General features: G+C 36.1%; 24 protein-coding genes. 15 read left to right on the forward strand and 9 right to left on the reverse strand.

All coding sequences use genetic code 11. From position 1 onward, the window contains the following. The first annotated feature begins 136 nt into the window (after window positions 1–136). The 6 genes from JO178_RS07595 to JO178_RS07620 all read left to right on the forward strand — a co-directional run bounded on the left by JO178_RS07595 (window position 137) and on the right by JO178_RS07620 (window position 5,709). Window positions 137–1,696 (forward strand): ribonuclease E/G, encoded by a 1,560-nt coding sequence (locus JO178_RS07595; protein WP_291933788.1) that lies wholly within the window; start codon window positions 137–139, stop codon window positions 1,694–1,696. A gap of 129 nt (window positions 1,697–1,825) precedes the next feature. Then, window positions 1,826–2,296 (forward strand): OsmC family protein, encoded by a 471-nt coding sequence (locus JO178_RS07600; protein ID WP_291933790.1) that lies wholly within the window; start codon window positions 1,826–1,828, stop codon window positions 2,294–2,296. A gap of 151 nt (window positions 2,297–2,447) precedes the next feature. Beyond that, window positions 2,448–3,077 (forward strand): CoA pyrophosphatase, encoded by a 630-nt coding sequence (locus JO178_RS07605; RefSeq protein ID WP_291933792.1) that lies wholly within the window; start codon window positions 2,448–2,450, stop codon window positions 3,075–3,077. Between the two features lie 27 nt (window positions 3,078–3,104). Continuing rightward, window positions 3,105–3,911, forward strand: a complete 807-nt coding sequence (locus tag JO178_RS07610; protein WP_291933795.1) for a lysophospholipid acyltransferase family protein — start codon at window positions 3,105–3,107, stop codon at window positions 3,909–3,911. 16 nt (window positions 3,912–3,927) lie between these two features. After that, a complete protein-coding gene (locus JO178_RS07615) occupies window positions 3,928–4,365 on the forward strand; it encodes a hypothetical protein (RefSeq protein WP_291933797.1) in 438 nt (145 codons plus the stop codon). A gap of 6 nt (window positions 4,366–4,371) precedes the next feature. Continuing rightward, on the forward strand, window positions 4,372–5,709 hold the full coding sequence (locus tag JO178_RS07620; protein ID WP_291933799.1) for a Mur ligase family protein: 1,338 nt from the start codon (window positions 4,372–4,374) through the stop codon (window positions 5,707–5,709). Window positions 5,710–5,795: 86 nt separating this feature from the next. On the opposite strand, the gene JO178_RS07625 is transcribed toward JO178_RS07620, so the two are convergent. From JO178_RS07625 to JO178_RS07640, 4 genes are all read right to left on the reverse strand, one after another. Further along, on the reverse strand, window positions 5,796–6,236 hold the full coding sequence (locus tag JO178_RS07625; protein ID WP_291933803.1) for a lipocalin family protein: 441 nt from the start codon (window positions 6,234–6,236) through the stop codon (window positions 5,796–5,798). A gap of 294 nt (window positions 6,237–6,530) precedes the next feature. Then, entirely contained in the window at window positions 6,531–6,977 is a 447-nt protein-coding gene (locus JO178_RS07630; RefSeq protein ID WP_291933805.1) for a lipocalin family protein, read from the reverse strand. A 49-nt stretch (window positions 6,978–7,026) separates the two neighbouring features. Then, window positions 7,027–8,088, reverse strand: a complete 1,062-nt coding sequence (locus tag JO178_RS07635) for a nitronate monooxygenase (protein ID WP_291933808.1) — start codon at window positions 8,086–8,088, stop codon at window positions 7,027–7,029. Window positions 8,089–8,258: 170 nt separating this feature from the next. Next, window positions 8,259–9,134 carry an aldo/keto reductase gene (locus JO178_RS07640; RefSeq protein ID WP_291933812.1) on the reverse strand — a complete coding sequence of 292 codons (876 nt, stop codon included), beginning with the start codon at window positions 9,132–9,134 and terminating at the stop codon, window positions 8,259–8,261. Window positions 9,135–9,647: 513 nt separating this feature from the next. On the opposite strand from JO178_RS07640, the gene JO178_RS07645 reads away from it, so the two are divergent. Beyond that, window positions 9,648–10,115 (forward strand): GNAT family N-acetyltransferase, encoded by a 468-nt coding sequence (locus tag JO178_RS07645; RefSeq protein ID WP_291933815.1) that lies wholly within the window; start codon window positions 9,648–9,650, stop codon window positions 10,113–10,115. Here JO178_RS07645 and JO178_RS07650 read toward each other — a convergent pair. Both JO178_RS07650 and JO178_RS07655 read right to left on the reverse strand, forming a co-directional pair. Continuing rightward, entirely contained in the window at window positions 10,089–10,988 is a 900-nt protein-coding gene (locus JO178_RS07650; RefSeq protein ID WP_291933818.1) for a LysR family transcriptional regulator, read from the reverse strand. The two genes, JO178_RS07645 and JO178_RS07650, sit on opposite strands and share 27 nt — an antisense overlap. Before the next feature lie 40 nt (window positions 10,989–11,028). Then, window positions 11,029–11,775, reverse strand: a complete 747-nt coding sequence (locus tag JO178_RS07655; protein ID WP_291933820.1) for a metallophosphoesterase — start codon at window positions 11,773–11,775, stop codon at window positions 11,029–11,031. Window positions 11,776–12,060: 285 nt separating this feature from the next. Here JO178_RS07655 and JO178_RS07660 point away from each other — a divergent pair, with 285 nt between their 5' ends. The 5 genes from JO178_RS07660 (at window position 12,061) to JO178_RS07680 (ending at window position 16,059) form a co-directional block, all read left to right on the forward strand. After that, window positions 12,061–12,675, forward strand: a complete 615-nt coding sequence (locus JO178_RS07660) for an NAD(P)H-dependent oxidoreductase (RefSeq protein ID WP_291933822.1) — start codon at window positions 12,061–12,063, stop codon at window positions 12,673–12,675. After that, complete coding sequence (locus tag JO178_RS07665; protein ID WP_291933824.1) at window positions 12,675–12,962, forward strand: putative quinol monooxygenase; 288 nt, start codon at window positions 12,675–12,677, stop codon at window positions 12,960–12,962. The genes JO178_RS07660 and JO178_RS07665 overlap by 1 nt, the downstream gene beginning before the upstream one ends. An 80-nt stretch (window positions 12,963–13,042) precedes the next feature. Beyond that, window positions 13,043–13,717, forward strand: coding sequence for a type 1 glutamine amidotransferase domain-containing protein (locus JO178_RS07670; RefSeq protein WP_291933826.1), 675 nt, complete (start codon window positions 13,043–13,045; stop codon window positions 13,715–13,717). A gap of 25 nt (window positions 13,718–13,742) precedes the next feature. Then, on the forward strand, window positions 13,743–14,726 hold the full coding sequence (locus tag JO178_RS07675; protein WP_291933828.1) for an aldo/keto reductase: 984 nt from the start codon (window positions 13,743–13,745) through the stop codon (window positions 14,724–14,726). A 364-nt stretch (window positions 14,727–15,090) separates the two neighbouring features. Further along, window positions 15,091–16,059, forward strand: coding sequence for a cyclase family protein (locus JO178_RS07680; RefSeq protein ID WP_291933831.1), 969 nt, complete (start codon window positions 15,091–15,093; stop codon window positions 16,057–16,059). Window positions 16,060–16,227: 168 nt separating this feature from the next. On the opposite strand, the gene JO178_RS07685 is transcribed toward JO178_RS07680, so the two are convergent. The 3 genes from JO178_RS07685 to JO178_RS07695 form a co-directional block, all read right to left on the reverse strand. Continuing rightward, complete coding sequence (locus tag JO178_RS07685) at window positions 16,228–16,671, reverse strand: carboxymuconolactone decarboxylase family protein (RefSeq protein ID WP_291933834.1); 444 nt, start codon at window positions 16,669–16,671, stop codon at window positions 16,228–16,230. A gap of 5 nt (window positions 16,672–16,676) precedes the next feature. Further along, window positions 16,677–17,108 carry a DoxX family protein gene (locus JO178_RS07690; protein ID WP_291933837.1) on the reverse strand — a complete coding sequence of 144 codons (432 nt, stop codon included), beginning with the start codon at window positions 17,106–17,108 and terminating at the stop codon, window positions 16,677–16,679. Between the two features lie 63 nt (window positions 17,109–17,171). Beyond that, a complete protein-coding gene (locus tag JO178_RS07695; RefSeq protein WP_291933839.1) occupies window positions 17,172–17,744 on the reverse strand; it encodes a Crp/Fnr family transcriptional regulator in 573 nt (190 codons plus the stop codon). A gap of 66 nt (window positions 17,745–17,810) precedes the next feature. On the opposite strand from JO178_RS07695, the gene JO178_RS07700 reads away from it, so the two are divergent. The 3 genes from JO178_RS07700 to JO178_RS07710 all read left to right on the forward strand — a co-directional run bounded on the left by JO178_RS07700 (window position 17,811) and on the right by JO178_RS07710 (window position 20,801). After that, window positions 17,811–18,176 carry a DUF1304 domain-containing protein gene (locus JO178_RS07700; protein ID WP_291933842.1) on the forward strand — a complete coding sequence of 122 codons (366 nt, stop codon included), beginning with the start codon at window positions 17,811–17,813 and terminating at the stop codon, window positions 18,174–18,176. Between the two features lie 545 nt (window positions 18,177–18,721). Further along, window positions 18,722–19,972, forward strand: a complete 1,251-nt coding sequence (locus JO178_RS07705; RefSeq protein WP_291933847.1) for a glycine betaine/L-proline ABC transporter ATP-binding protein — start codon at window positions 18,722–18,724, stop codon at window positions 19,970–19,972. Window position 19,973: 1 nt separating this feature from the next. Further along, the gene (locus JO178_RS07710) at window positions 19,974–20,801 is read left to right on the forward strand and encodes a proline/glycine betaine ABC transporter permease (RefSeq protein ID WP_291933850.1); all 828 of its coding nucleotides are present in this window, start codon (window positions 19,974–19,976) and stop codon (window positions 20,799–20,801) included.

Raw genomic sequence — 20,801 nt, forward strand, 5'->3', positions numbered from 1 at the left:
GAAAAAAGGACGGTTTCAAATATTATTTTAATAAAAATATACAGGTTTTCATTCTAAATCCATATATTTATATCAATGAATTAACGAGAACCCTACCGATTTCCTATAATCTTAATAACTTTATTCTTATAACAAAATGAAGAAAGAACTAATAGTTTCGCATGAAGATGATCTGACAAAGATTGCACTGCTGGAAGACGGAAGACTATGTGAACTTCATGAGCAAGAGGACAAAAGCGATTTTATAGTTGGAGATCTGTTTATAGGAAAAGTAAAAAAACTGGCCCCAAACCTGAATGCAGCATTCGTAAATATCGGATATGATAAGGATGCTTTCCTTCATTATCAGGATCTGGGACCGCAATATCTTACATACAGAAAGTTTTTAAAAGATACTATTTCTAAAAAACAAAGCACTTCAAGCTTAAAAAATTTCGAGATACAACCCGAAATAGACAAAAACGGAACGGTAGATAAGGTAATCGCAAAAGACGATCTTGTTTTATTGCAAATTACCAAAGAACCTATTTCCACCAAAGGACCAAGAATTTCGACCCAGGTTTCCTTAACCGGCCGCTTTCTGGTTTTAATTCCTTTCGACAACAAAGTTTCCATTTCTAAAAAAATCAGAAGTTCTGAAGAAAAGGAAAGACTGAGAACTCTTATCGACAGTATCAAACCTGAAGGTTTCGGAGTAATTATCAGAACAGTAGCCGAAGGAAAAAAAGTAGCAGACCTTCACAATGATATGAATCAACTGATTCAGAAATGGGAAAGCACTTTTAAAAACATCCAGAGAAATAAAGTTCCGTCCAAAGTTTTAAGTGAAGAAGACAAAGCTTCAGCTATTTTAAGAGACAATTTCAATCAGGATTTCGTCAATATCATCTGTGATGACGAGCAGATGGTGCACGAGATGAAAAATTACGTTGAAGTAATAGCCCCTGAAAAAAAGAATATTGTCCAGTTTTATGATTCTCATATTCCTCTTCTGGAATATTACAATGTTGAAAAACAGCTTAAACAAAGCTTCGGAAAACATGTTAACATTCCAAGTTCAAAAGGAGCTTATCTTGTTATTGAACACACAGAAGCACTTCACGTCGTCGACGTTAACTCCGGAAACAATATTACTACCGGAACCGCTGTCAATAAAGAACACGCACTGAAAGTGAACAAAATGGCAGCTACAGAGATCGCAAGACAACTGCGTCTCCGTGACATGGGAGGGATTATCGTCATCGATTTTATCGATATGCCCAACTCTGAACACAGAAGAGATCTCTATGAACATCTGAAAGAGGAAATGAAGCGCGACAAAGCCCGCCACAAAATCCTTCCTCCGAGCAAATTTGGTCTGATTCAGATCACCAGACAAAGAAACCGCCCGGAAAAACAGATTGAGACCAAAGAAGAAAACCCGAACAAAGACGGAGAAATTGTAGCTCCTATTGTGATCGTGGAAAGAATGGGTGAAACCTTAAGAAACATCCTGCAGAAAGAAAAAGGAAAAGTATATCTGCATGTACACCCGTTTGTGGAAGCCTACCTCACCAAAGGCATCAAAAGTATCCAGATGAAATGGTTTATCAAATACAAAAAATGGGTAACCATTGTACCAAGGGATTCTTTTAAATATTTAGAATACAAAATTTACAATTCGAAAAAAGAAGAATTGATAGAATTTTCTAATTAAGACAAAATTCAAAGCCTCTAGTGTATACTGGAGGTTTTTTGTTACTTTAGCATAAAGAATAAAAGTCTGAATACCAGCAATTGAAATATTGGCGAAAGCCTGCTAAGAATAAAAAATTAATAATTAACGATGAAAAAACATCATTATACGGTTACGATTCACTGGACCGGCAATAAAGGAACAGGAACCAGCGGGTACAGAGACTATGAAAGAAGCCACTCCGTTTCAGCAGAAAACAAAATAACGATTGAAGGATCTTCTGACCCTTCATTCCGGGGAGATAAAACAAAATATAATCCTGAAGAGATGTTTTTATCTTCTCTTTCTTCATGTCATATGCTGTGGTATCTTCATTTTTGTTCAGAAGCCGGAGTTATCGTCACAGATTATACTGATGCCGCTACAGGAATCATGACAGAAACAGCCAACGGAAGCGGTCATTTTACTGAAGTAACCTTACATCCGGCCGTTACCGTAGCAGATGAAACCATGGTTGAAAAAGCAAAAGAACTTCACCATAAAGCCAGTGAATACTGTTTTATAGCCAACTCTGTTAATTTTCCGGTAAAACATGAACCTATCCTAATTGTTCAGAAATAATCTTCACAGGATACAGCATTACAGATTGTTTCAAATGCTTTCTCCCGTAATTTTTAAATCTTTCCATTTTTACTATTTTAATTCATAAAACCTATAGGTTAATTATTGTTAAGTCCCTTATTTCTTCAAGATATATTGTTAAATTTGGAATATGGAAAGTTTTGGAAAAGATTTATTGAGAAAAATAAAAAGTGTGGCATTACCCGGAGAACATGCTCATGGAGTATTCTCCCCCCCTTATCGTCCTGTCTTCACCTATGATGAAGTTTTAGCAAAGAATCCCAAATTTGCGGCTGTTAATATTGTACTGTATTTAAAAGACAATGAATGGTATTTTCCGCTGATCCAAAGAACTATCAATGAACATGACAGACACAGCGGACAGATTTCATTACCCGGTGGAAAACGCGAAGAGATGGATCAGGATTTTGCAGAAACCGCCGTTCGGGAAACTTCTGAAGAAATCGGGATTGATAAGCACTATGTAAGAATCATCAGAGAGATGTCTCCCATATACATTCCACCGAGTAATTTTTATGTATATCCCTATATTTCGTATACGAAAAAAAATCCTCTTTTCATTCTTCAGCAGAGCGAAGCGGTGGAAACTATTGAATTCCCCATTACTTCTTTCTTAAACCTGTCTGACACCCCTGAAATTATGGCTCTTCCCAGCGCAGGCGGCCACGAAGTTCCGGTCATTAATTTTAACGGATATATTATCTGGGGCGCTACAGCAATGATATTAAGTGAATTCAGCCAGTTGCTGAAAAAAATGTAACTTTGCACTACCGTGTTTAATTGAGAAATGGCGAAGAAAAATATATTCACCGATGCATTCGGAACACCTTATTTTTTAAAAAGGTTTATTATTTTTATTTTGGGACTTGTATCCTACAGGCGATTCAATGGCTTTAATAAACTGAAAATTACCGGCACAGAACATCTTGTGGACCTGCCGGACTCCAATGTGCTTTTTGTATCGAACCATCAGACTTATTTTGCAGATGTAGCTGCAATGTATCATGCTTTTTGTGCTGTAAATAATGGTTATTTAAATACAATCAAAAATCCGATCTATCTGCTTAACCCTAAGATTGACTTCTATTATGTAGCGGCCGAAGAGACTATGAACAAAGGGATTCTTCCTAAAATTTTTAAGATTGCAGGTGCTGTAACGGTAAAAAGAACCTGGAGAGCAGAAGGAAAAAATGTCAACAGAATGGTGGATATGAGTGAAGTTGATAATATTATGAAGGCACTGGATAATGGCTGGGTAGCTACTTTTCCACAAGGTACAACCTCTGCCTTTGCACAAGGACGAAGAGGTACTGCCAAGTTGGTGAAAAACCAGCGCCCTATTGTAATCCCTATCAAAATAAACGGCTTCAGAAGAGCATTTGATAAAAAGGGTCTTCGGGTGAAAGTAACGGGTGTGAAACCTACCATGGAATTCAAAGCACCTCTGGATATCGATTATGATAATGAAAAAGCACCCGAAATTTTATTGAAAATCATGACTGCTATTGAACAGACTGAAGATTTCAATCTATTACACAGCTATGATGAAGAACTTAAAGCAAAAAAATTAGAACAAAAGGACTCAGATAATTAAAGAAAATTAAAAAATTATGAACAGAATAATAGGAATCTTATTCGCAATCATAGTATTAGTTTCGTGCAACAGCCAAAAGGTATATTCTGATTTTGATATCAGCTATGCGAAAAGCGGTGGCTTTGCCCCTGTGTATGAAAACCTGCTTATTAAGGACAATAATGCACACTATTCTTTTGAGGGCCAGGGAAAAAAATATAAACAGGATTTTAAAATTTCCGGTGAAGATTTGAAAAAACTGAATCAGGTTCTTTCCCAAAATAACTTCAGAAGAATACAGGAAGATCGTAAAAAACTGTATGATAATATCACCACTTCCATCAACATCAAGAAAGGGCCTAACGAAGGCAGCAAAACAGATGCGAGTATGGTTACTCCGAATTATCAGACCAATTGGAATAACATCCTTGCGGCTTTTCAGGAGATCATTAATAATAATGTAAAAAAACAATAAATACAATTGAAAACCCACTTCATTGCAATCGGCGGGAGTGCTATGCATAATCTTGCTATTGCGTTAAAAGATAAAGGATATCAGGTTACAGGTTCAGATGATGCTATTTTTGAACCTTCAAAATCCAGATTAGAAAATAAAGGAATACTGCCACAGGAAATGGGTTGGTTCCCTGAAAAAATCACATCGGATATTGATGCCGTTATTCTCGGAATGCATGCTCATCAGGACAATCCTGAACTGGCAAGAGCAAAAGAACTGGGTTTAAAGATTTATTCTTATCCGGAATTTCTGTACGAACAGTCAAAAAATAAAACAAGAGTGGTTATTGCCGGATCTCATGGTAAAACCACTATTACTTCAATGATTCTTCATGTTCTGAACTTTCATCAGAAAGATGTGGATTTCATGGTGGGTGCACAACTGGAAGGTTTTGACTGTATGGTAAAACTGACCCAGGACAATGACTTCATGGTATTGGAAGGGGATGAATACCTGTCCTCTCCTATTGACCTGCGTTCAAAATTCTTATTATACCAGCCGAATATTGCTTTGATGAGTGGTATTGCATGGGATCATATCAATGTTTTCAAAACTTTTGATGATTATATCGAGCAGTTCAGAAAATTTGTGGCAAGCATTACGGCAGGTGGGGTTTTAGTCTATAACGAAGAGGATCCTGAAGTTGTAAAAGTAGTGGAAAATGCTGAAAATTATTTCAGAAAAATTCCTTACAAAACTCCTGAATACGAAATCAATAACGGAAAGGTGTACTTAAAAACCGAAATGGGAGATGTACCGCTTTCTGTTTTTGGCGCCCACAACCTGTTAAACCTTGAAGGAGCAAGACATATCTGTCAGCAGCTGGGAATCATGGATGAAGATTTCTATGAAGCAATTATGAGTTTCAAAGGAGCTTCAAAACGTCTTGAAAAAGTAGAAAGAGAAGATAAGGGAATTCTTTATAAAGATTTTGCCCATGCACCAAGTAAAGTAAAGGCAGCTGTAAAAGCATTTGTAGAGCAGTTTAAAAATGAAAAGAAACACGGTTTTCTTGAACTTCATACATATTCGAGTTTAAATCCTGCTTTCCTGGAGCAATACGATCACGCTATGGACGGTCTGGAAGAAGCGGTAGTATTCTATTCCGAAGATGCTCTAAAGATCAAAAGAATGGAGCCTATCTCTCCTGAATTTATTAAAGAAAAATTTAAAAATGAAAATCTAAAGGTTTTCACCAATGCTGAAGATCTTCATTCCTACTGGAACACTTTAAATAAAACAGATGGTGTTTATCTGATGATGAGTTCAGGAAATTTCGGAGGACTGGATCTGACGAAATAAGTTTGATTTGAGAATTTGAATATCAATAATCTTTCAAATTTCTGTATAAAATAAAATTCCTTTCAGCTTTGAAAGGAATTTTGTTTTTATTTAATTCTGACCAGATAAGACTTGGAAACATCCATGATACCATCCTTATCAATATCTGAATGATATTCCAGAACCATATTGATACGGTTTAAAACTGAAACAACCGCATTCTGCTCAGTACCCTCCTCATTAAACATGATCTTTTTTGTTTTGGGGTCATAAATATATTTTGTAATTCTACTTGCTTTAGGGACACATCCGGTATTTGTTATCATATGATTTATGGTAATCAGATCATATTGCCTGAACTCGTAGGTATCTTGTGTGGTACATCCTGTCGGCACATAAGTAGAAGTTTCATTTAATGAAGATGAGTACGCTGTTGATTTTTCATGCTTCCAGGTTCCGATAATTTCCGGTTCAGGTTCCGGTTCATTATTATTGCTACATGAAGCTATTACTGAAAATACAGCAAGCGATAGATATCGTTTTTTCATGGTTAAGTTAAATGGTTATTTAAGCCTGTAAGATAATCATATTTTGCAGGCTTTCACTTATGCCAAAAAGAAATTCCCTTTATCTAAGCTTCTTTTATTGTACTCCTCTATAATATCTTGCTATCACAGCATTCATTCCGTCCCCCTCTCTGTCTTCAGAATTACCCTCAGTCATTAATTTTTCGGGATTTCATTCGTAAAAAGTTCGTTGTACTTATGAATGCAATGGCCTGTCCGTATTCCAAAAAAAATCTGCGCTTTACTGATTCTTGGCAGTATTACGCAATCTCTTCATCAGTTTATTCTTTTTAAATATCTTTTAACAACATCCGGAATTCCGTCTCCGTCAGTATCATTGGTATGGTCTTCCATCACCATATCCGTTGAAGTCAGTTTCGAAATAGTGTAAGGATAATCTTCTTCTCCTTCATACCAGAATTTTTTAGTCATGGCATTATAGGTATATTTTCTGGTAACTACATCCGTTTGTTCACAAATGTTATTCACCGGTTCAAAAATAGTGGAAGTCATATCCTTCAGTCTGAATTCGTGAATACTTTTCTTCTCACATTCTGATGGATTATATACTTTCGTCTCTTTATTTTTGGACATATACTGCTCAGCCTTATCCAGAGACCATTTTCCTGTAATTGAAGCATCACTTGTCTGGGTTTCATCATCAGTACTGCTGCTGCATGCTACGATTGAAACTAAGGCGAATGGTAGAAATAATTTTTTCATGATTATATTTAAAGTTGTTATAAAGGCTGCAAAAATAAGAGAATATTTTCTAAAGAGCATTTGCTTCAGCAATGAGATTTTTCAGGATTTCTGTCGTAGAAAATTCACTGTACTTATGAATGGACTGGCCTATCCATATTCCCACAAAATCTATATTTTGCTGAGTCTTGGCAGCCTTGCGCAATCCGTTCGTCAGTTTATTCTGATAAGGATAAGGCAGAATATATTCAGAATCCTCAACGATCTGAATATATTTATTTTGAATACCTCTTGCATATCTACCGGAAAAACTCTTGGTTAAAATAAGGTCTTCTTCTTTCACCTTTTTTATCCTTTCCTTTTCAAAAGGCAGCAAGGCACTTTCCTGAGAAGCCAGTAAAAGAGTGCCGACCTGAAAAGCCTGCGCTCCCAGATCCTTCACCGCCTGCAGAGTTTTCGCATTATAAATTCCACCTCCATAGATCAGAGGAATCTTTACGTGGTCATAGACTTGGGATAATAAGGAAAGTCCTCCGGTCTGCGGAACATGATCCGGATCAAAAGTTCCTCTGTGTCCACCCGCCTCAGTTCCCTGTACACAAATAATATCAATCCCTGATTTTTCTAATAGTAAAGCCTCTTTGAGAGAAGTACAGGTACCTATAAGTGTGACTCCGTTTTCTTTTAACTGATGAATACTTTTCTCATCAAGATTTCCAAAGGTAAAACTTACAATCTTGCAGTTTTCTTCTATGATCGCTTCTACCTGCTCATGATAGCTCCTCACCTTCAGGTTTTCAAAATCAGGAAAGCTCGCTTCAAGATTATTTTCTCCGGCTAATTGCTCCAGAAACCTCTTGGTCTTAACAAATTTTTCTTTTAAGTCTTCCGTTACAGCAGGTATATCATGAGCAAAAATATTGACTGCAAAAGGTTTATCAGTCAATTTCTTTGTTTCCCTGATCAGTTTAACGGATTCATCCGCTGAAAGATCTGCTAATGCCAGTGACCCCAGACAATCCGCTTTTGCAGCAGCAATTGTCATCTGCACCGTACTTACTCCAAACATCGGAGCCTGAATAACGGGATATTTCATCCCGAACTTTTTACTGATTGTATCCGGCCAAAGCATAAGAAAGTATTTTAATTAAAAAGGTACAAAAAATAAGAATACCTCACTTTCAACGGAATATGACATTCCTCAGTCCGAATAAAATAGAAATCCCGCAGATCTCACGAGTTTCATAAATTTAAAATCTATGTGATCTGTGAAATCTGCGGGAGATATAGTATTGATTTAGTTTAAATATCCGCTACAGCATTTAGCATTTTCTCTTCCCATTCCGGGTCTTTCGGATCAAAGAATAATCTTTTTCCTGTATCTAAAGACCGGACAACATTCATTTCATCTTCTGTCAGTGTAAAATCAAATACATTAAAGTTTTCTTCAATTCTTGACGGAGTTACAGATTTTGGAATTACCACAAACCCTTCCTGTAAATGCCATCTCAAAATCACCTGTGCCACTGTTTTCCCATATTTCTCAGCAATTCCTTTTAAATCAGGATTACTTAAAAGATTTGCATTTCCGTTTCCAAGCGGACTCCATGGCTGAGTGACGATATTGTTTTCTCTGTCATAAACCTGTAATTCTTTTTGCTGGAAAACAGGATGCAGTTCAATCTGGTTAATGACCGGAAGAACTGCTGAATTAGCTTTTAATTCTTCAAGCTTTTCAACCGTAAAGTTACAAACTCCGATTGCTTTAATCTTTCCTTCCCCATACAGTTCTTCTAAAGCCGTCCAGGTTCCCAAAAAGTCACCATAAGGCCAATGAATAAGATACATATCCAAATAATCCATCTGTAATCTATCTAATGTCCTCCGGAATGCCTTTTTTGCTTTTTCATACCCATGATCCTGAACCCAAACTTTTGAAGTAATGAACAATTCATCTCTATTTACTCCGCTGTTTTTTACTGCAGCGCCTACAGCAGTTTCATTTTGGTAAATAGCAGCCGTATCAATCATTCTATAGCCTGTTTCAATTGCTTTGATTACAGCATTTTCACATTCTTTCAGATCTTCCATCTGCCATACTCCAAATCCTAAAGCCGGGATATCCACTCCGTTATTTAAAGTCACTACAGGTTGTCCTGTATAGATTTTCTTTTGCATAGTTCTTTATTTTAGTTATTAATATAAAGTGATTAAACAAATTTGCAACAAAAAATCGGAATCTATACTTAGCAATTTTACTGTTTATGTTAAAAAAATGTTATTTAATGAATGTTTGCAGTGATGTTGGGAAATCGCAAAGTCACGAGGATTTGATCTGCAGTACAATTGAATACCGATTATTGCAATGCACGAAAAAATGATGTACGCATAACTTTTTACGCTTAAAATCTATGTTCCTATGGGGTAAAAATCATTAAACCACATAGGAACATAGCCTTTTGAGTTATATTGATTATTCGTGAATTCGTGGCAAAAAACAAGAGTGTTGTACTGCCGAAAATCTTCAATTTTCATGCATCTTAAAAGCAATATATTATTTAAAATTCTTTGCCTTTTTGCGATTTCCAACCAAAAAACCATTTATGATTCCATTAATGGCCGGATTTAGGTTACTATTTTTCTTATTTTTGTGAAAATGATGATTCTCAGATTATTCATATAAGCCTGTAAATGGAACAATATACTTTTAATAAAATCGACAAAGATTCGGAGCCCCCTTATGGATTGCTTTTATTAGCAGATGAAACCACTGAAGCTATTGATCAATACATTTTCAAATGCGATATCTATATCTTACAGAATGGAACAGAAAATATTGCCGTTATGGCCTTATATCAAAACAATGATACGGAACTTGAGATTAAAAATATTGCAGTCATTGAAGGGTACAGAAGCAAAGGAATCGGAAGTATTTTAATAAAAAAAGCGAAGGAAATAGCCCTTGGCAACCATTATAAAGTTCTCAGTGTAGGAACTTCAGATACCGGATTTCAACAAATCAGGTTTTATGAGAAAAACGGTTTCAACAAAACAGGGATACGTAAAGATTTCTTTATGGAAAATTACCCATCCCCGATTTATGAAAACGGATTGCAGATGCGAGATATGATTCTACTTACCCATCATCTTACGAAATAAACCTTTAATATGTTCTATTTCCGTTTGATAATTGGTTTTCTTTCTGCATCCGAAATACAACGTATTTTCCAGCTTTTTCTTTCCTTCCCAGATCAGCTTAATTTCTCCGCTTTCGATTTCATTTTTGCATAAGAAATCAGGGACCACAGCCAATCCTGTTCCTCCTTTCAGACAACGGATAATTGAATTAAGATTAGGAACAATATAATTTGGACGAAAATTCGGTTTGTGACCAAAGTTTAAAGTCCAGTATTGGAAAAGATGTTCCATATCTCCGGTGGTTCCGTACCATTTTTCATTCTTCAGCCACGCTTCGATCTGTTCTATATCTTTTGTTTTCAATATTTTTTTGAACGCTCCTGTATCTACATCCTTTCCTCCTACCAGAACAATTTGTTCAGAAGAAAACGCTTCATGTTCAATATTGGGTGAAGATCCTTTTTTAGGAGTAATGATAAGATCCAGAATTCCTTTGTCCAGCTGATCCAGCATTTCCGGGTATTCTCCAAAACTGATGATCAGATTGAAAGGCAATGAAGAAACATACTGCTCCAATGTCGTTTGAAAAGTTTCAAAGCACATTCCCACACTAATGGTTGGTGTATGTTTCTCTGTAGATTTCTGGAAATTTTTCTCCACATCCTCCAGTTTCGTAAGAGGTTCTGCAACGGCATTAAATAATACCTTACCCCTTTCCGTCGGAATCATCTTTCTACCGGTCCTGTCAAACAGTTTATACCCTACATAAGCTTCCAGTGAGCTTAAATGCAGACTCACCCCTGGTTGTGAGATAAATAATGCATCAGCAGCACCTGTTAATGTCCCGGTTTTATAGATCGCCTTAAAAGTACGATACCATTCTAAATTAACCATGCCTTAATTATTAATATTATAATGTAAAATTACAAAATAATCATAATATTAATACATTTTCATTTCTTAAAAAGGAAGCATAATAATCAGGAATCCCGCTCTCCTGTATCTGACGGGCGGTTTCTTCAAGCGGATATGCTAATTGTATAATTTCAGGACTCATCTTTTCAGCATCCAAAGTCAATATAACGTAGGATGCTAATCTGTTTGCTTCTTTGGAGCGCCCAACAGAACCACAATTGACTGCCCATTTCTCATTTTCAAACTGTTTTTTGAATGATATATGAGTATGTCCCATCAGAATAATATCAGCCTTTGAATCTTCCAGCATACTGGTAAAAACCTCATCATTTTCTGATTCGTATAAGTAAGTATCATTGCTTTCCAGACTGGAATGCACCAACTGAATATTCCAATGCCTGTTCCCTACTTTATAATTTAATTTTAAATGAAAAGGAAGTTCGGAAAGAAATTTTTTGTTTTCCTCTCTAATATGTTTTTTAGAATGATCAATAGCGACAACTCTTGCCTTTGTTTCTTCTGCAGAATGCTTAGATAATGGAAAAACAGGTAAATCAAAAGCAATTCTTTCATCATGATTTCCAAGAATACAAGGGATGTTTAAACTTCTAATCCTTTCTATTACTTCATTACCCCACGGTGCAAAATCTACAAGATCGCCCAGACAGAACTTCTGACGAATTCCTCTCTGTTCAATATCCCTCAACACTACTTCCAATGCAGGAAGATTCCCATGCACATCACCAAAAACTGCTATCTGTATCATTGTCTGTCAATTTGTTAATCAAATGTACGAGACAAATGGAAATTCCAGTTCAGATACAGCATGACATTTTACCATGAAAAAAAATATATTAATGAATAAAGATTATTAAACTCTATATAAGAACGTAGAAATACCAGACTTTAAACCGACAGTATAAAACCCGCCACTTTCAATTCAAAATTTCAATCTATAAATATTATAATACTTTACTATAATTTATATTATTTTTATTATACAATACTCCATGGTAACTTTGCAGAGTAAAATGTAAACAATCATCAAAAAATGAAAAAAGTATTAATCATCAACGGAGGACAGAACTTCGGACATTCCGGAGGAAAATATAATCAGACTATCGCAGAAAATACAGTAACCGTTCTTAAAGAATTTGATAATGTAGAAATAAAGATTACAAATGTAAGTGAAAATTATGACAAACATGAAGAAGTAGAAAAATTCGTTTGGGCAGATTATATCATTTACCACACTCCCATCTGGTGGTTCCAGCTTCCGAACGGATTGAAAAAATATATTGATGAAGTTTTCACAGCAGGCCACGCTAAAGGAATCTATATGAGTGACGGAAGAAATGCTGTAAATCCTGAAATCAACTACGGAACAGGAGGAATGCTTGGCGGAAGAAAATATATGCTGACTACAAGCTGGAATGCTCCTGCTACAGCCTTTACCCTTCCGGGAGAATTCTTTGATGAGAAAAGCGTAGACGAAGGACCTCTATTTGGGTTCCACAGAATGAACGCTTTCGTATCGTTAGAAAAAATGGATAGCTTCCACTTCCATGATGTGGAAAAAAATGCCAACGTAGAACGTGACATGAAGTTGTACAGAGACCATGTGAAAAATGTATTTGAAAAAGAATTAAAAGCAGAATTAGTATAATGAAAATTCATCTTACCGCAGTTATTAAAGCCAAAGAAGAGCACCGTTCAGAAGTATTGGAAGTTCTTCAAAATATGGTAAAAGAAACAAGAAAAGAAGAAGCTTGTGAATTGTACAATCTTCACCAGGGAATTGAAGACAATAATCATTTTGTATTCTACGAAATTTGGAAAAGTAAAGAAGGATTAGCACAGCATAATGAGCAGCCTTATATTAAAGCTTTCGGTAGTTTAATTGATGAAAAACTTCAGGAAGTACCCCAGCTTTACATCACCAATCTCATTTAAGAATGAAAAAACTGGCGCTTTTATTTCTAAGCCTTTTCACAATAGGATTTATTCAGGCTCAACACCAAAAATCTATTGATATGAAAAAGAAAATCTTATTCGTTGTAACCAGCCATGACAAAAAAGGCAGCACAAACGAAAAAACAGGATATTATCTGGGCGAAGTTTCTCATCCATGGGAAGTCCTTCACAAAGCAGGATATGAAATTGACTTTGTAAGCCCAAAAGGTGGAACTCCTCCGGTAGACGGATTTGATTTAAAAGATCCTGTCAACAAAGAGTTCTGGGAAAACAAGGAATACAGAAACAAGATTGACCATTCTTTAATGCCGTCACAGATAAATTCCAAAGACTACTCAACGATCTTTTATGCAGGCGGACATGGAGCGATGTGGGATCTGGCCGATAATAAAGAATTGGCAGATATCGCTTCAAAAATTTATGGAAACGGAGGAATTGTGGCAGGCGTATGCCACGGACCCGCAGGCTTGGTGAATATCAGACTGAATAACGGAAAATACCTGATAGATGGTAAAAAGATAAATGCCTTTACCAATGAAGAAGAATCCGCAGTAAAGCTAACAGATATTGTTCCTTTCTTACTGGAAAACAAATTAAAAGAAAGAGGAGCACAATTTGAAAAATCCGGACTTTGGCAGCAGCATGTCGTTACCGATCAAAGAGTCATCACTGGACAAAATCCACAATCTGCAAAGAGTGTTGGAGAAGCAATTTTAAAAGAATTAAATAAATAATCACAATCAATTTAAAAATAAAAAAATGGAATATAGAAAATTAGGAAACACAGATTTAGAATTATCAACAATCACACACGGGGCTTTTGCAATCGGTGGTAATATGTGGGGTGGTAATGAAAAACAGGATTCCATTAACTCTATTCATGCATCATTAGATCATGGAGTAACTTCAATCGATACGGCACCTTTCTACGGTTTCGGATTAAGTGAAGAAATGATTGGTGAAGCCATTAAAGGAAAAGACCGTTCAAAAATCCAGCTGTTAACTAAATTCGGCTTGGTATGGGACGGAAGCAACAACGGAAAAGGAGCGTTTTTCTTTGACGCTGAAGATGAAGGAAAAGTAATTCCTGTATATAAATTAGCTTCTAAAGCAAACATCATGAAAGAAGTTGAAGAGAGCTTAAAAAGACTGGGAACTGACTATATCGACCTTTTACAACTTCATTGGCCGGACAGCACAACTGCTATCAGTGAAACAATGGAAGCTATGGAATTATTAATCCAGCAAGGAAAAGTTCGTACTGCAGGGGTAAGTAACTATAGTGTTGCCCAAATGGAAGAAGCGAACAGAACATTGAAATTAGCAAGCAACCAGGTGTCTTACAGTATGCTGAACCGTTCTATTGAAAGTGATCTTGTTCCTTATTCTTTAGAGAACAATTCAGGGATTATCGTATACAGCCCAATGGAAAGAGGCCTTTTAACAGGTAAATATTTCAAGGATAACAAATTAAAAGATAACGACCACAGAAACGGTTATTTCTCTCAGTTTGATGTAAATAAAGTAAAAACATTCTTAGAAAAAATTGAACCTATTGCTCAGGAAAAAGGAGCCAGCCTTTCTCAGTTGGTATTAAGATGGACTGCTTTACAGCCGGCAATTACAGTAGTATTAGCCGGAGCCAGAAATGCAGAACAGGCTATTGATAATGCAAAAGCAATGGATATAAACCTTTCTCAGGAAGAATTAAACTTCATCAACGCCTCTTTAAGCGAGATTTAATATAAAAGCCGGGAGCCGGAAGAGGAAGAATGAAAGTATAATCAGGTTAGTGATGACTTTCAGACCTTTGAATCCAAAGTATTATCAGCCTGTAAGATGGAAATGTGAAGTTGAAAACACCAGCATGTACTGTTACCTTACCGTCTGTTAATTTGAATAATTACAACAATTTAATCCATACAATATCAGTTGTTGACGGACTTCAAAAAATACACTTTCTCCTCCTCCAGCTTCCTTTCTCTTTAAAGGAAAGTAAACCCGGAAGCATATTTCAATAAACGGAACACCAGTTGTTCACCGATTTCAGCAACTTCCTTCTTCTGGCTTCCCTCTTCCTTTTTTTAACCTATACCTCATAAAAAAAATGAAAAAGAATCTGATCAAAATGTTCGGGTTAGTAACCCTATTGAGTATAAACAGCATGGCATTAAACGCACAAACTCTTGTAAATCCGGAAGACAAATCATGGTATCCGTCAGCTTACGGAGCTCAGGATGAAATCGGAGCAGCCAATCTGTTAACCCCTGAAGTCGTAAAACAGGCACTAGGATTAGTAAAACAAGGTAAAACATTAGCATTAGCTGTTCCTATTGACAAAAACTTACCCGCTTTCAGACACAGAAGTTTCAACCTATACAACATTCAACCGGGAGAACAAGGTGGAAAAAGTATTGGTCCTAATAAATTTACATTCAACGATGAATTGGTGAATGGATGGACAGGTGTTGGAACTCAGCTTAACGGTATCGGACACATCGGTATTGATAATGTTTACTACAACGGAAATAAAGCTGCTGATTTTGTAACCGTAGAAGGTGTGAAAAAATTAGGGGTTGAAAAAGTACCTCCTTTTGTTACCAGAGGAGTTGTTCTTGATATGGTAGCTCACTATGGAAAAGCTATTGTACCTGGTGGAACAGAATTCACCGTTGAAGACATCAAAGCTGTTTTAAAGAAACAAGGTCTTACTTTAAGAAAAGGAGATGTTATACTTTTCAATACAGGATGGCTTGAACTGGTAGGTAAAGACAACAAACAGTTCTTAGAAACTGAACCGGGAATCGGAATGGATGCTGCCAAATGGCTGGCTGACCAAGGAATTGTTGCTTTTGGTGGTGACACCTGGGCTTCTGAGGTATACCCAAATCCAAAAAGTAAAGAAGAATTTCCAATTAACCAGTATATGTTGGCTAAAAAAGGAATCTATAATTTAGAATTGATTGACAGCCGCCCATTGGTAAAACAAAAAGTATGGGAATTCCTGTTTGTATTGGGACAACCTCTCTATGTAGGTTCTACTCAGGTAAACGTAAACCCGGTTGCTATTTATTAATTTCTTTCTCAGGAATAATGTGTAGTTTAATATTCCAAATCTGAGAGACTGATCACAGAATTTTTTTAACTATCAATTATAAAATTTAAAACAATGGAAAACACAAAAAAGAGCTTTTCACTATTGAAAAGCTCTTTTTTTGTTAATAAACCGATTTTAATGGCTCACCTACTTAGCGATTGGCAAATGTGTACTTACTGCAATTCTGTTCCATGCATTAATCGTTACAATAGCCATGATAATCTGAGCAATCTGAGCTTCATCAAAGAACGTTTTAGCTTTTTGATAGGTTTCATCAGTTAGCCCTTTGTGGCTGATCAAAGTAATTTCCTCTGTCATTGCCAAAAGTACCTGTTCTTCTTCTGTAAAAAACTCTTTGGCTTCAGTCCAGCCATCAAGAATAAAGATTCTTTGAGCTGTTTCTCCATATTTGATGGCATCCTTTGTATGCATATCAAGGCAGAAAGCACATTTATTAATCTGGGAAGCTCTGATTTTAATTAATTCCTTTTGAATATGGGTTAAGGAAGTAGTTTGTAAATATCCTTCTAATCCCATCATTGCTTTGTAAGCTGCTGAATCTACTGTTGCAATATTTAATCTTGCGCTCATTATATTTATTTTTTGGTTAATTGATCGATACTAAAAGAATAGTGTTGCTGAACAGCCAGCAAAAGAGCGGCGGCACTTCCCACCCAGACTGAATAATTGAGGGGAGCCTTAGAACCTAACGCAATAGTCATGGATACGGCAAAAATCAACATCAGGATACTGCTTCCATAGGCGGCAATTCTGGTTTTAAAACCCACAATCAGCATCAATGGCAATAATATTTCAAAAAATGTAGCTGCATAAGCGGAAAAAGTACTTAGCGCTTCCGGAAGAAAAAAGGTCAGTGATCTTGTGTATTCTTCAAAACTCTTCATATTTCCCCATGAAGAATTTTCTGCACTCCACCACCCGAATCGGTCGGCTACTGCAGAAAGCATGGTTACAGAAAGAGCCCATCTTAAAAATAACTGTGGAAATTGATTTTTTGTATCTGTCATTGCATTCGCTTTTAATTACATGACAAATTTCCGATATCCGATCCGTAAAAAACTTAAACTGGTTTAAGAACGTAATTTTGCTTTGATTTCACTTAAATATTCCGGGGTAAAACCAAGAAAAGAAGCTACCAGGTATTGAGGTATTCTCTGAATAAACCATGGATACAATGTACTGAAGTGAACATAAAGCTCCTCTCTCGAATATTCATATAAATACCTGATTTTTCTTTCAGAAGCAGCATAGGCCCGCTGATAAATCATTCTGAAATACCGCTCCATAATCGGATGTTTCTCCAATAATAATTCCTGGTTTTTAAAATCAATAACGAGAATCGTTGATTTTTCTACAGACTGAATATTGAAATCCGTCTGTATCTGTCGCTCATAAGCAAAGGTATCAGTCACCCACCAGTTTTCAATGGCAAACTGAGTCGTATGTTCTATTCCTTTTTCATTGATAAAGTATTTTCTCAGACAACCTTCCACTACAAAATACATATTTCTGCATACCTCACCTTCCAGCATAAGGGTTTCTTTCTTTTTCACCTCCAATACTTCAAAGAATGAAAAAATTGAAATATACTCTTCCTCTGATACAGTAATGAATTTGTTTAAATGTGCCTTGAAATTATCCATCTTTAGAATTGAATACCCAAACTTAACTTTATTTTTTTAGTTTTACAATGACAAAAATATTAAATCATGGAAGTCATTGCCAAAATTCTGATCGCTGTTGTTGCCATAGAACATCTGTATATTCTCTGGATGGAAATGTTCGCATGGGAAACCAAAGGGAAAGAGGTTTTCAAAGCTGCTTTACCTGCAGAAATGTTCAAACCAACCAAAGGATTGGCTGCTAATCAGGGATTATACAATGGTTTTCTCGCTGCAGGACTTATCTGGTCTTTTATGATTAAAGATCCTCAATGGCAGGATCATATCGCGTTATTCTTTTTAAGTTGTGTTGCCATAGCCGGTATTTATGGAGCTGTTTCTGCCACGAAAAAGATATTTTTCGTTCAGGCACTGCCTGCAATACTGGCAATTCTTGCAGTTTTACTGAAGTAGTTTCACTTCTTATACTGCATAGATTTTTCTAAAAAACATCTGCATTTTTAAAACACTTTTATCGTTAATGATAAAGGGAAATTTACCATGAGTATCCCACTTCATAACCTGACTTAAAACCAGCTTCTTAGGTCCAAAAAAAACCATTTAAAATAAAATTCGTAAATTTGCATCGCTGTAAAAATCTGATACACAGGTTTTTTACAAAACCTTCATTATGATGAAATGTAAGGATTCAAGTTGTTCAGTACACATATCTTTAATTACCTCATCAGTAATTTAATTGTAGAATTCATGTAAAAGATTCATTTCTTTTTACATGAAACACTCTTTTTTCTAGAGTAAAATCTATTGAAATATTTAAAATAAACATAAGGCCGGAGCGCTTTATGCTTTTATTTTTTTGTGATAAGCTTTTAATGGTAAAAGCCTGGCAATCTATTTTTTATGCTCGTCACCAAAAGAACAACACCAAAAGATTAAATGTTTAATCATATAATGATATACCACATTGTGTATCAATTATTAATTAAAAAATTCTGAATATGGAAAAAAATGAAAACAGTAGAAAAGTAAAACTTAAAGTTGAAGATCTGACTATTATTTTTGGTAAAAACAAAGAAAAAGCACAGGAACTTTTAGACAAAGGTTTTTCCAAAAAAGAAATTCTTGAAAAAACAGGCTGTACGGTAGGAATCAACAAAGCAAGTTTTGAAATCTATGAAGGAGAATTCTTTGTGATTATGGGTTTGTCCGGAAGTGGAAAATCTACCTTACTCCGATGTCTTAACAGGCTTAATGAACCTACTTCGGGAAAAGTATACATCAATGATGATGATATTACCGGTAAAAACAATAAGCAACTCCTGGAAGTAAGAAGAACAGAGATGAGTATGGTATTTCAAAAATTTGGATTACTTCCCCATCACAATATCTTAGACAATGCCGGTTTCGGACTTGAAATCAGAGGCGAAAGCAAAACTTCCCGAGATGAAAAAGCACAAAAAGCATTAGACATTGTAGGTTTAAACGGTTTCGAAAATCAATATCCTTCTCAACTTTCAGGAGGAATGCAGCAGAGAGTAGGATTAGCAAGAGCCTTAGCTAATGATCCGGAAGTATTGCTCATGGATGAAGCTTTTTCTGCACTGGACCCTTTAATAAAATCTGAAATGCAGGATCAGATGCTGGAACTGCAAAACACTTTACAAAAAACGATTGTCTTCATTACCCACGATTTGGACGAGGCCATTAAGATCGGTGACCGTATCGTCATTATGAAAGATGGGGTCATAGAACAAATAGGAACAGCCGAAGATATTTTAACCAACCCGGCTAGTGACTATGTAAAAGCATTCGTAGAAAAAGTAGACCGTAAAACAATTATCACTGCCAGATCTCTGATGTTTGATAAAGCAACAGTCGTACGTTTTAGAAAAGACGGCCCCGAAGGAGCTTTAAGAAAAATGAGAGCAACAGGGCTGGAAAACTTACCTGTTGTAGATTTCCAAAATAAATTCCTTGGTTTTGTAACGCTTAATGACGTTGTCAGCATTGCCAAAAAGAAAGAACCTACGGTAGAATCCATTATCAATAGCAATGTACCTTCCGTTTATCCAGAAGTAACAGTAGAAGAAATGTTACCGCTAATTTCAGGGAGTAAATCTGCCATTGCCGTCGTAGATGAAAACAATAAATTTTTAGGTCTTGTCACCCAATTATCTCTTGTCATAGAAGCTACGAAATTTAACGAAGAAGAAATCATTGAATTAAAAGAAATCGCAAACAACCAGTAAGATGAATAAAATTATAGATATAGGTCAATATGTAGAAACTGCAATCAATTGGCTCACGGAAAACGGAAAACCTGTATTTGATATCATAAAACATATAGGAAACTCTTCGATCATGGGGATTGAATGGGTCCTTATCAACACTCCTTTTTATGTCATCATTCTCTTCATTTCCCTCTTAGCATTATGGAAAGCCGGAAAAGGTATTGCCATAGTAACTGTTGCAGGGTTGAGTCTGATATTTTTAATGGGATTATGGAAAGAAACCATCGAAACACTGGCGCTTATTTTTGTGGCCACCATTACCGCCTTAGTCTTTTCTATTCCTCTGGGAATTTTAGCTGCTAAAAATAAAATCGCAGCAAAAATAATTCGCCCTTTGCTGGATTTAATGCAGACGATGCCCGCATTTGTTTATTTGATTCCGGCGGTACTGTTTTTCAGTATCGGGAAAGTACCTGGTGCTTTTGCAACCATCATTTTTGCCATGCCACCGGCGGTACGTTTAACGACACTGGGAATTGAATCTGTTCCGAAAGATATTGTAGAAGCAGCCCGCGCTTTTGGAGCAACAAACCGCCAGATTTTATTTAAAGTAGAACTCCCTCTGGCTATGAAAACTATTTTAACAGGAATCAATCAGACGATTCTTTTATCACTATCTATGGTTGTGATTGCCGGAATGATTGCCGCAGGTGGTTTAGGAGAAAAAGTATTGGAAGGAATTAACAACCTGGATATTGGCCTTGGATTTGAAAGTGGATTATCTGTTGTCATTTTAGCCATCATTCTCGATAGGATTACCCAGGGATTTGTAAAGAAAAAACAATAA

This window comes from Chryseobacterium sp. (assembly GCF_019236175.1).
GTDB lineage: Bacteria > Bacteroidota > Bacteroidia > Flavobacteriales > Weeksellaceae > Chryseobacterium.

Bases quoted from the DNA above. Each gene is read 5' to 3' on its own strand.
- JO178_RS07595 (WP_291933788.1), top strand. From the start codon at position 137: ATGAAGAAAGAACTAATAGTTTCGCATGAAGATGATCTGACAAAGATT.
- JO178_RS07700 (WP_291933842.1), top strand. From the start codon at position 17,811: ATGGAAGTCATTGCCAAAATTCTGATCGCTGTTGTTGCCATAGAACAT.
- JO178_RS07625 (WP_291933803.1), bottom strand. From the start codon at position 6,236: ATGAAAAAACGATATCTATCGCTTGCTGTATTTTCAGTAATAGCTTCA.
- JO178_RS07630 (WP_291933805.1), bottom strand. From the start codon at position 6,977: ATGAAAAAATTATTTCTACCATTCGCCTTAGTTTCAATCGTAGCATGC.
- JO178_RS07670 (WP_291933826.1), top strand. From the start codon at position 13,043: ATGAAAAAGAAAATCTTATTCGTTGTAACCAGCCATGACAAAAAAGGC.
- JO178_RS07695 (WP_291933839.1), bottom strand. From the start codon at position 17,744: ATGGATAATTTCAAGGCACATTTAAACAAATTCATTACTGTATCAGAG.
- JO178_RS07610 (WP_291933795.1), top strand. From the start codon at position 3,105: ATGGCGAAGAAAAATATATTCACCGATGCATTCGGAACACCTTATTTT.
- JO178_RS07680 (WP_291933831.1), top strand. From the start codon at position 15,091: ATGAAAAAGAATCTGATCAAAATGTTCGGGTTAGTAACCCTATTGAGT.
- JO178_RS07600 (WP_291933790.1), top strand. From the start codon at position 1,826: ATGAAAAAACATCATTATACGGTTACGATTCACTGGACCGGCAATAAA.
- JO178_RS07640 (WP_291933812.1), bottom strand. From the start codon at position 9,134: ATGCAAAAGAAAATCTATACAGGACAACCTGTAGTGACTTTAAATAAC.
- JO178_RS07655 (WP_291933820.1), bottom strand. From the start codon at position 11,775: ATGATACAGATAGCAGTTTTTGGTGATGTGCATGGGAATCTTCCTGCA.
- JO178_RS07665 (WP_291933824.1), top strand. From the start codon at position 12,675: ATGAAAATTCATCTTACCGCAGTTATTAAAGCCAAAGAAGAGCACCGT.
- JO178_RS07690 (WP_291933837.1), bottom strand. From the start codon at position 17,108: ATGACAGATACAAAAAATCAATTTCCACAGTTATTTTTAAGATGGGCT.
- JO178_RS07660 (WP_291933822.1), top strand. From the start codon at position 12,061: ATGAAAAAAGTATTAATCATCAACGGAGGACAGAACTTCGGACATTCC.
- JO178_RS07635 (WP_291933808.1), bottom strand. From the start codon at position 8,088: ATGCTTTGGCCGGATACAATCAGTAAAAAGTTCGGGATGAAATATCCC.
- JO178_RS07710 (WP_291933850.1), top strand. From the start codon at position 19,974: ATGAATAAAATTATAGATATAGGTCAATATGTAGAAACTGCAATCAAT.
- JO178_RS07705 (WP_291933847.1), top strand. From the start codon at position 18,722: ATGGAAAAAAATGAAAACAGTAGAAAAGTAAAACTTAAAGTTGAAGAT.
- JO178_RS07650 (WP_291933818.1), bottom strand. From the start codon at position 10,988: ATGGTTAATTTAGAATGGTATCGTACTTTTAAGGCGATCTATAAAACC.
- JO178_RS07605 (WP_291933792.1), top strand. From the start codon at position 2,448: ATGGAAAGTTTTGGAAAAGATTTATTGAGAAAAATAAAAAGTGTGGCA.
- JO178_RS07645 (WP_291933815.1), top strand. From the start codon at position 9,648: ATGGAACAATATACTTTTAATAAAATCGACAAAGATTCGGAGCCCCCT.
- JO178_RS07685 (WP_291933834.1), bottom strand. From the start codon at position 16,671: ATGAGCGCAAGATTAAATATTGCAACAGTAGATTCAGCAGCTTACAAA.
- JO178_RS07615 (WP_291933797.1), top strand. From the start codon at position 3,928: ATGAACAGAATAATAGGAATCTTATTCGCAATCATAGTATTAGTTTCG.
- JO178_RS07675 (WP_291933828.1), top strand. From the start codon at position 13,743: ATGGAATATAGAAAATTAGGAAACACAGATTTAGAATTATCAACAATC.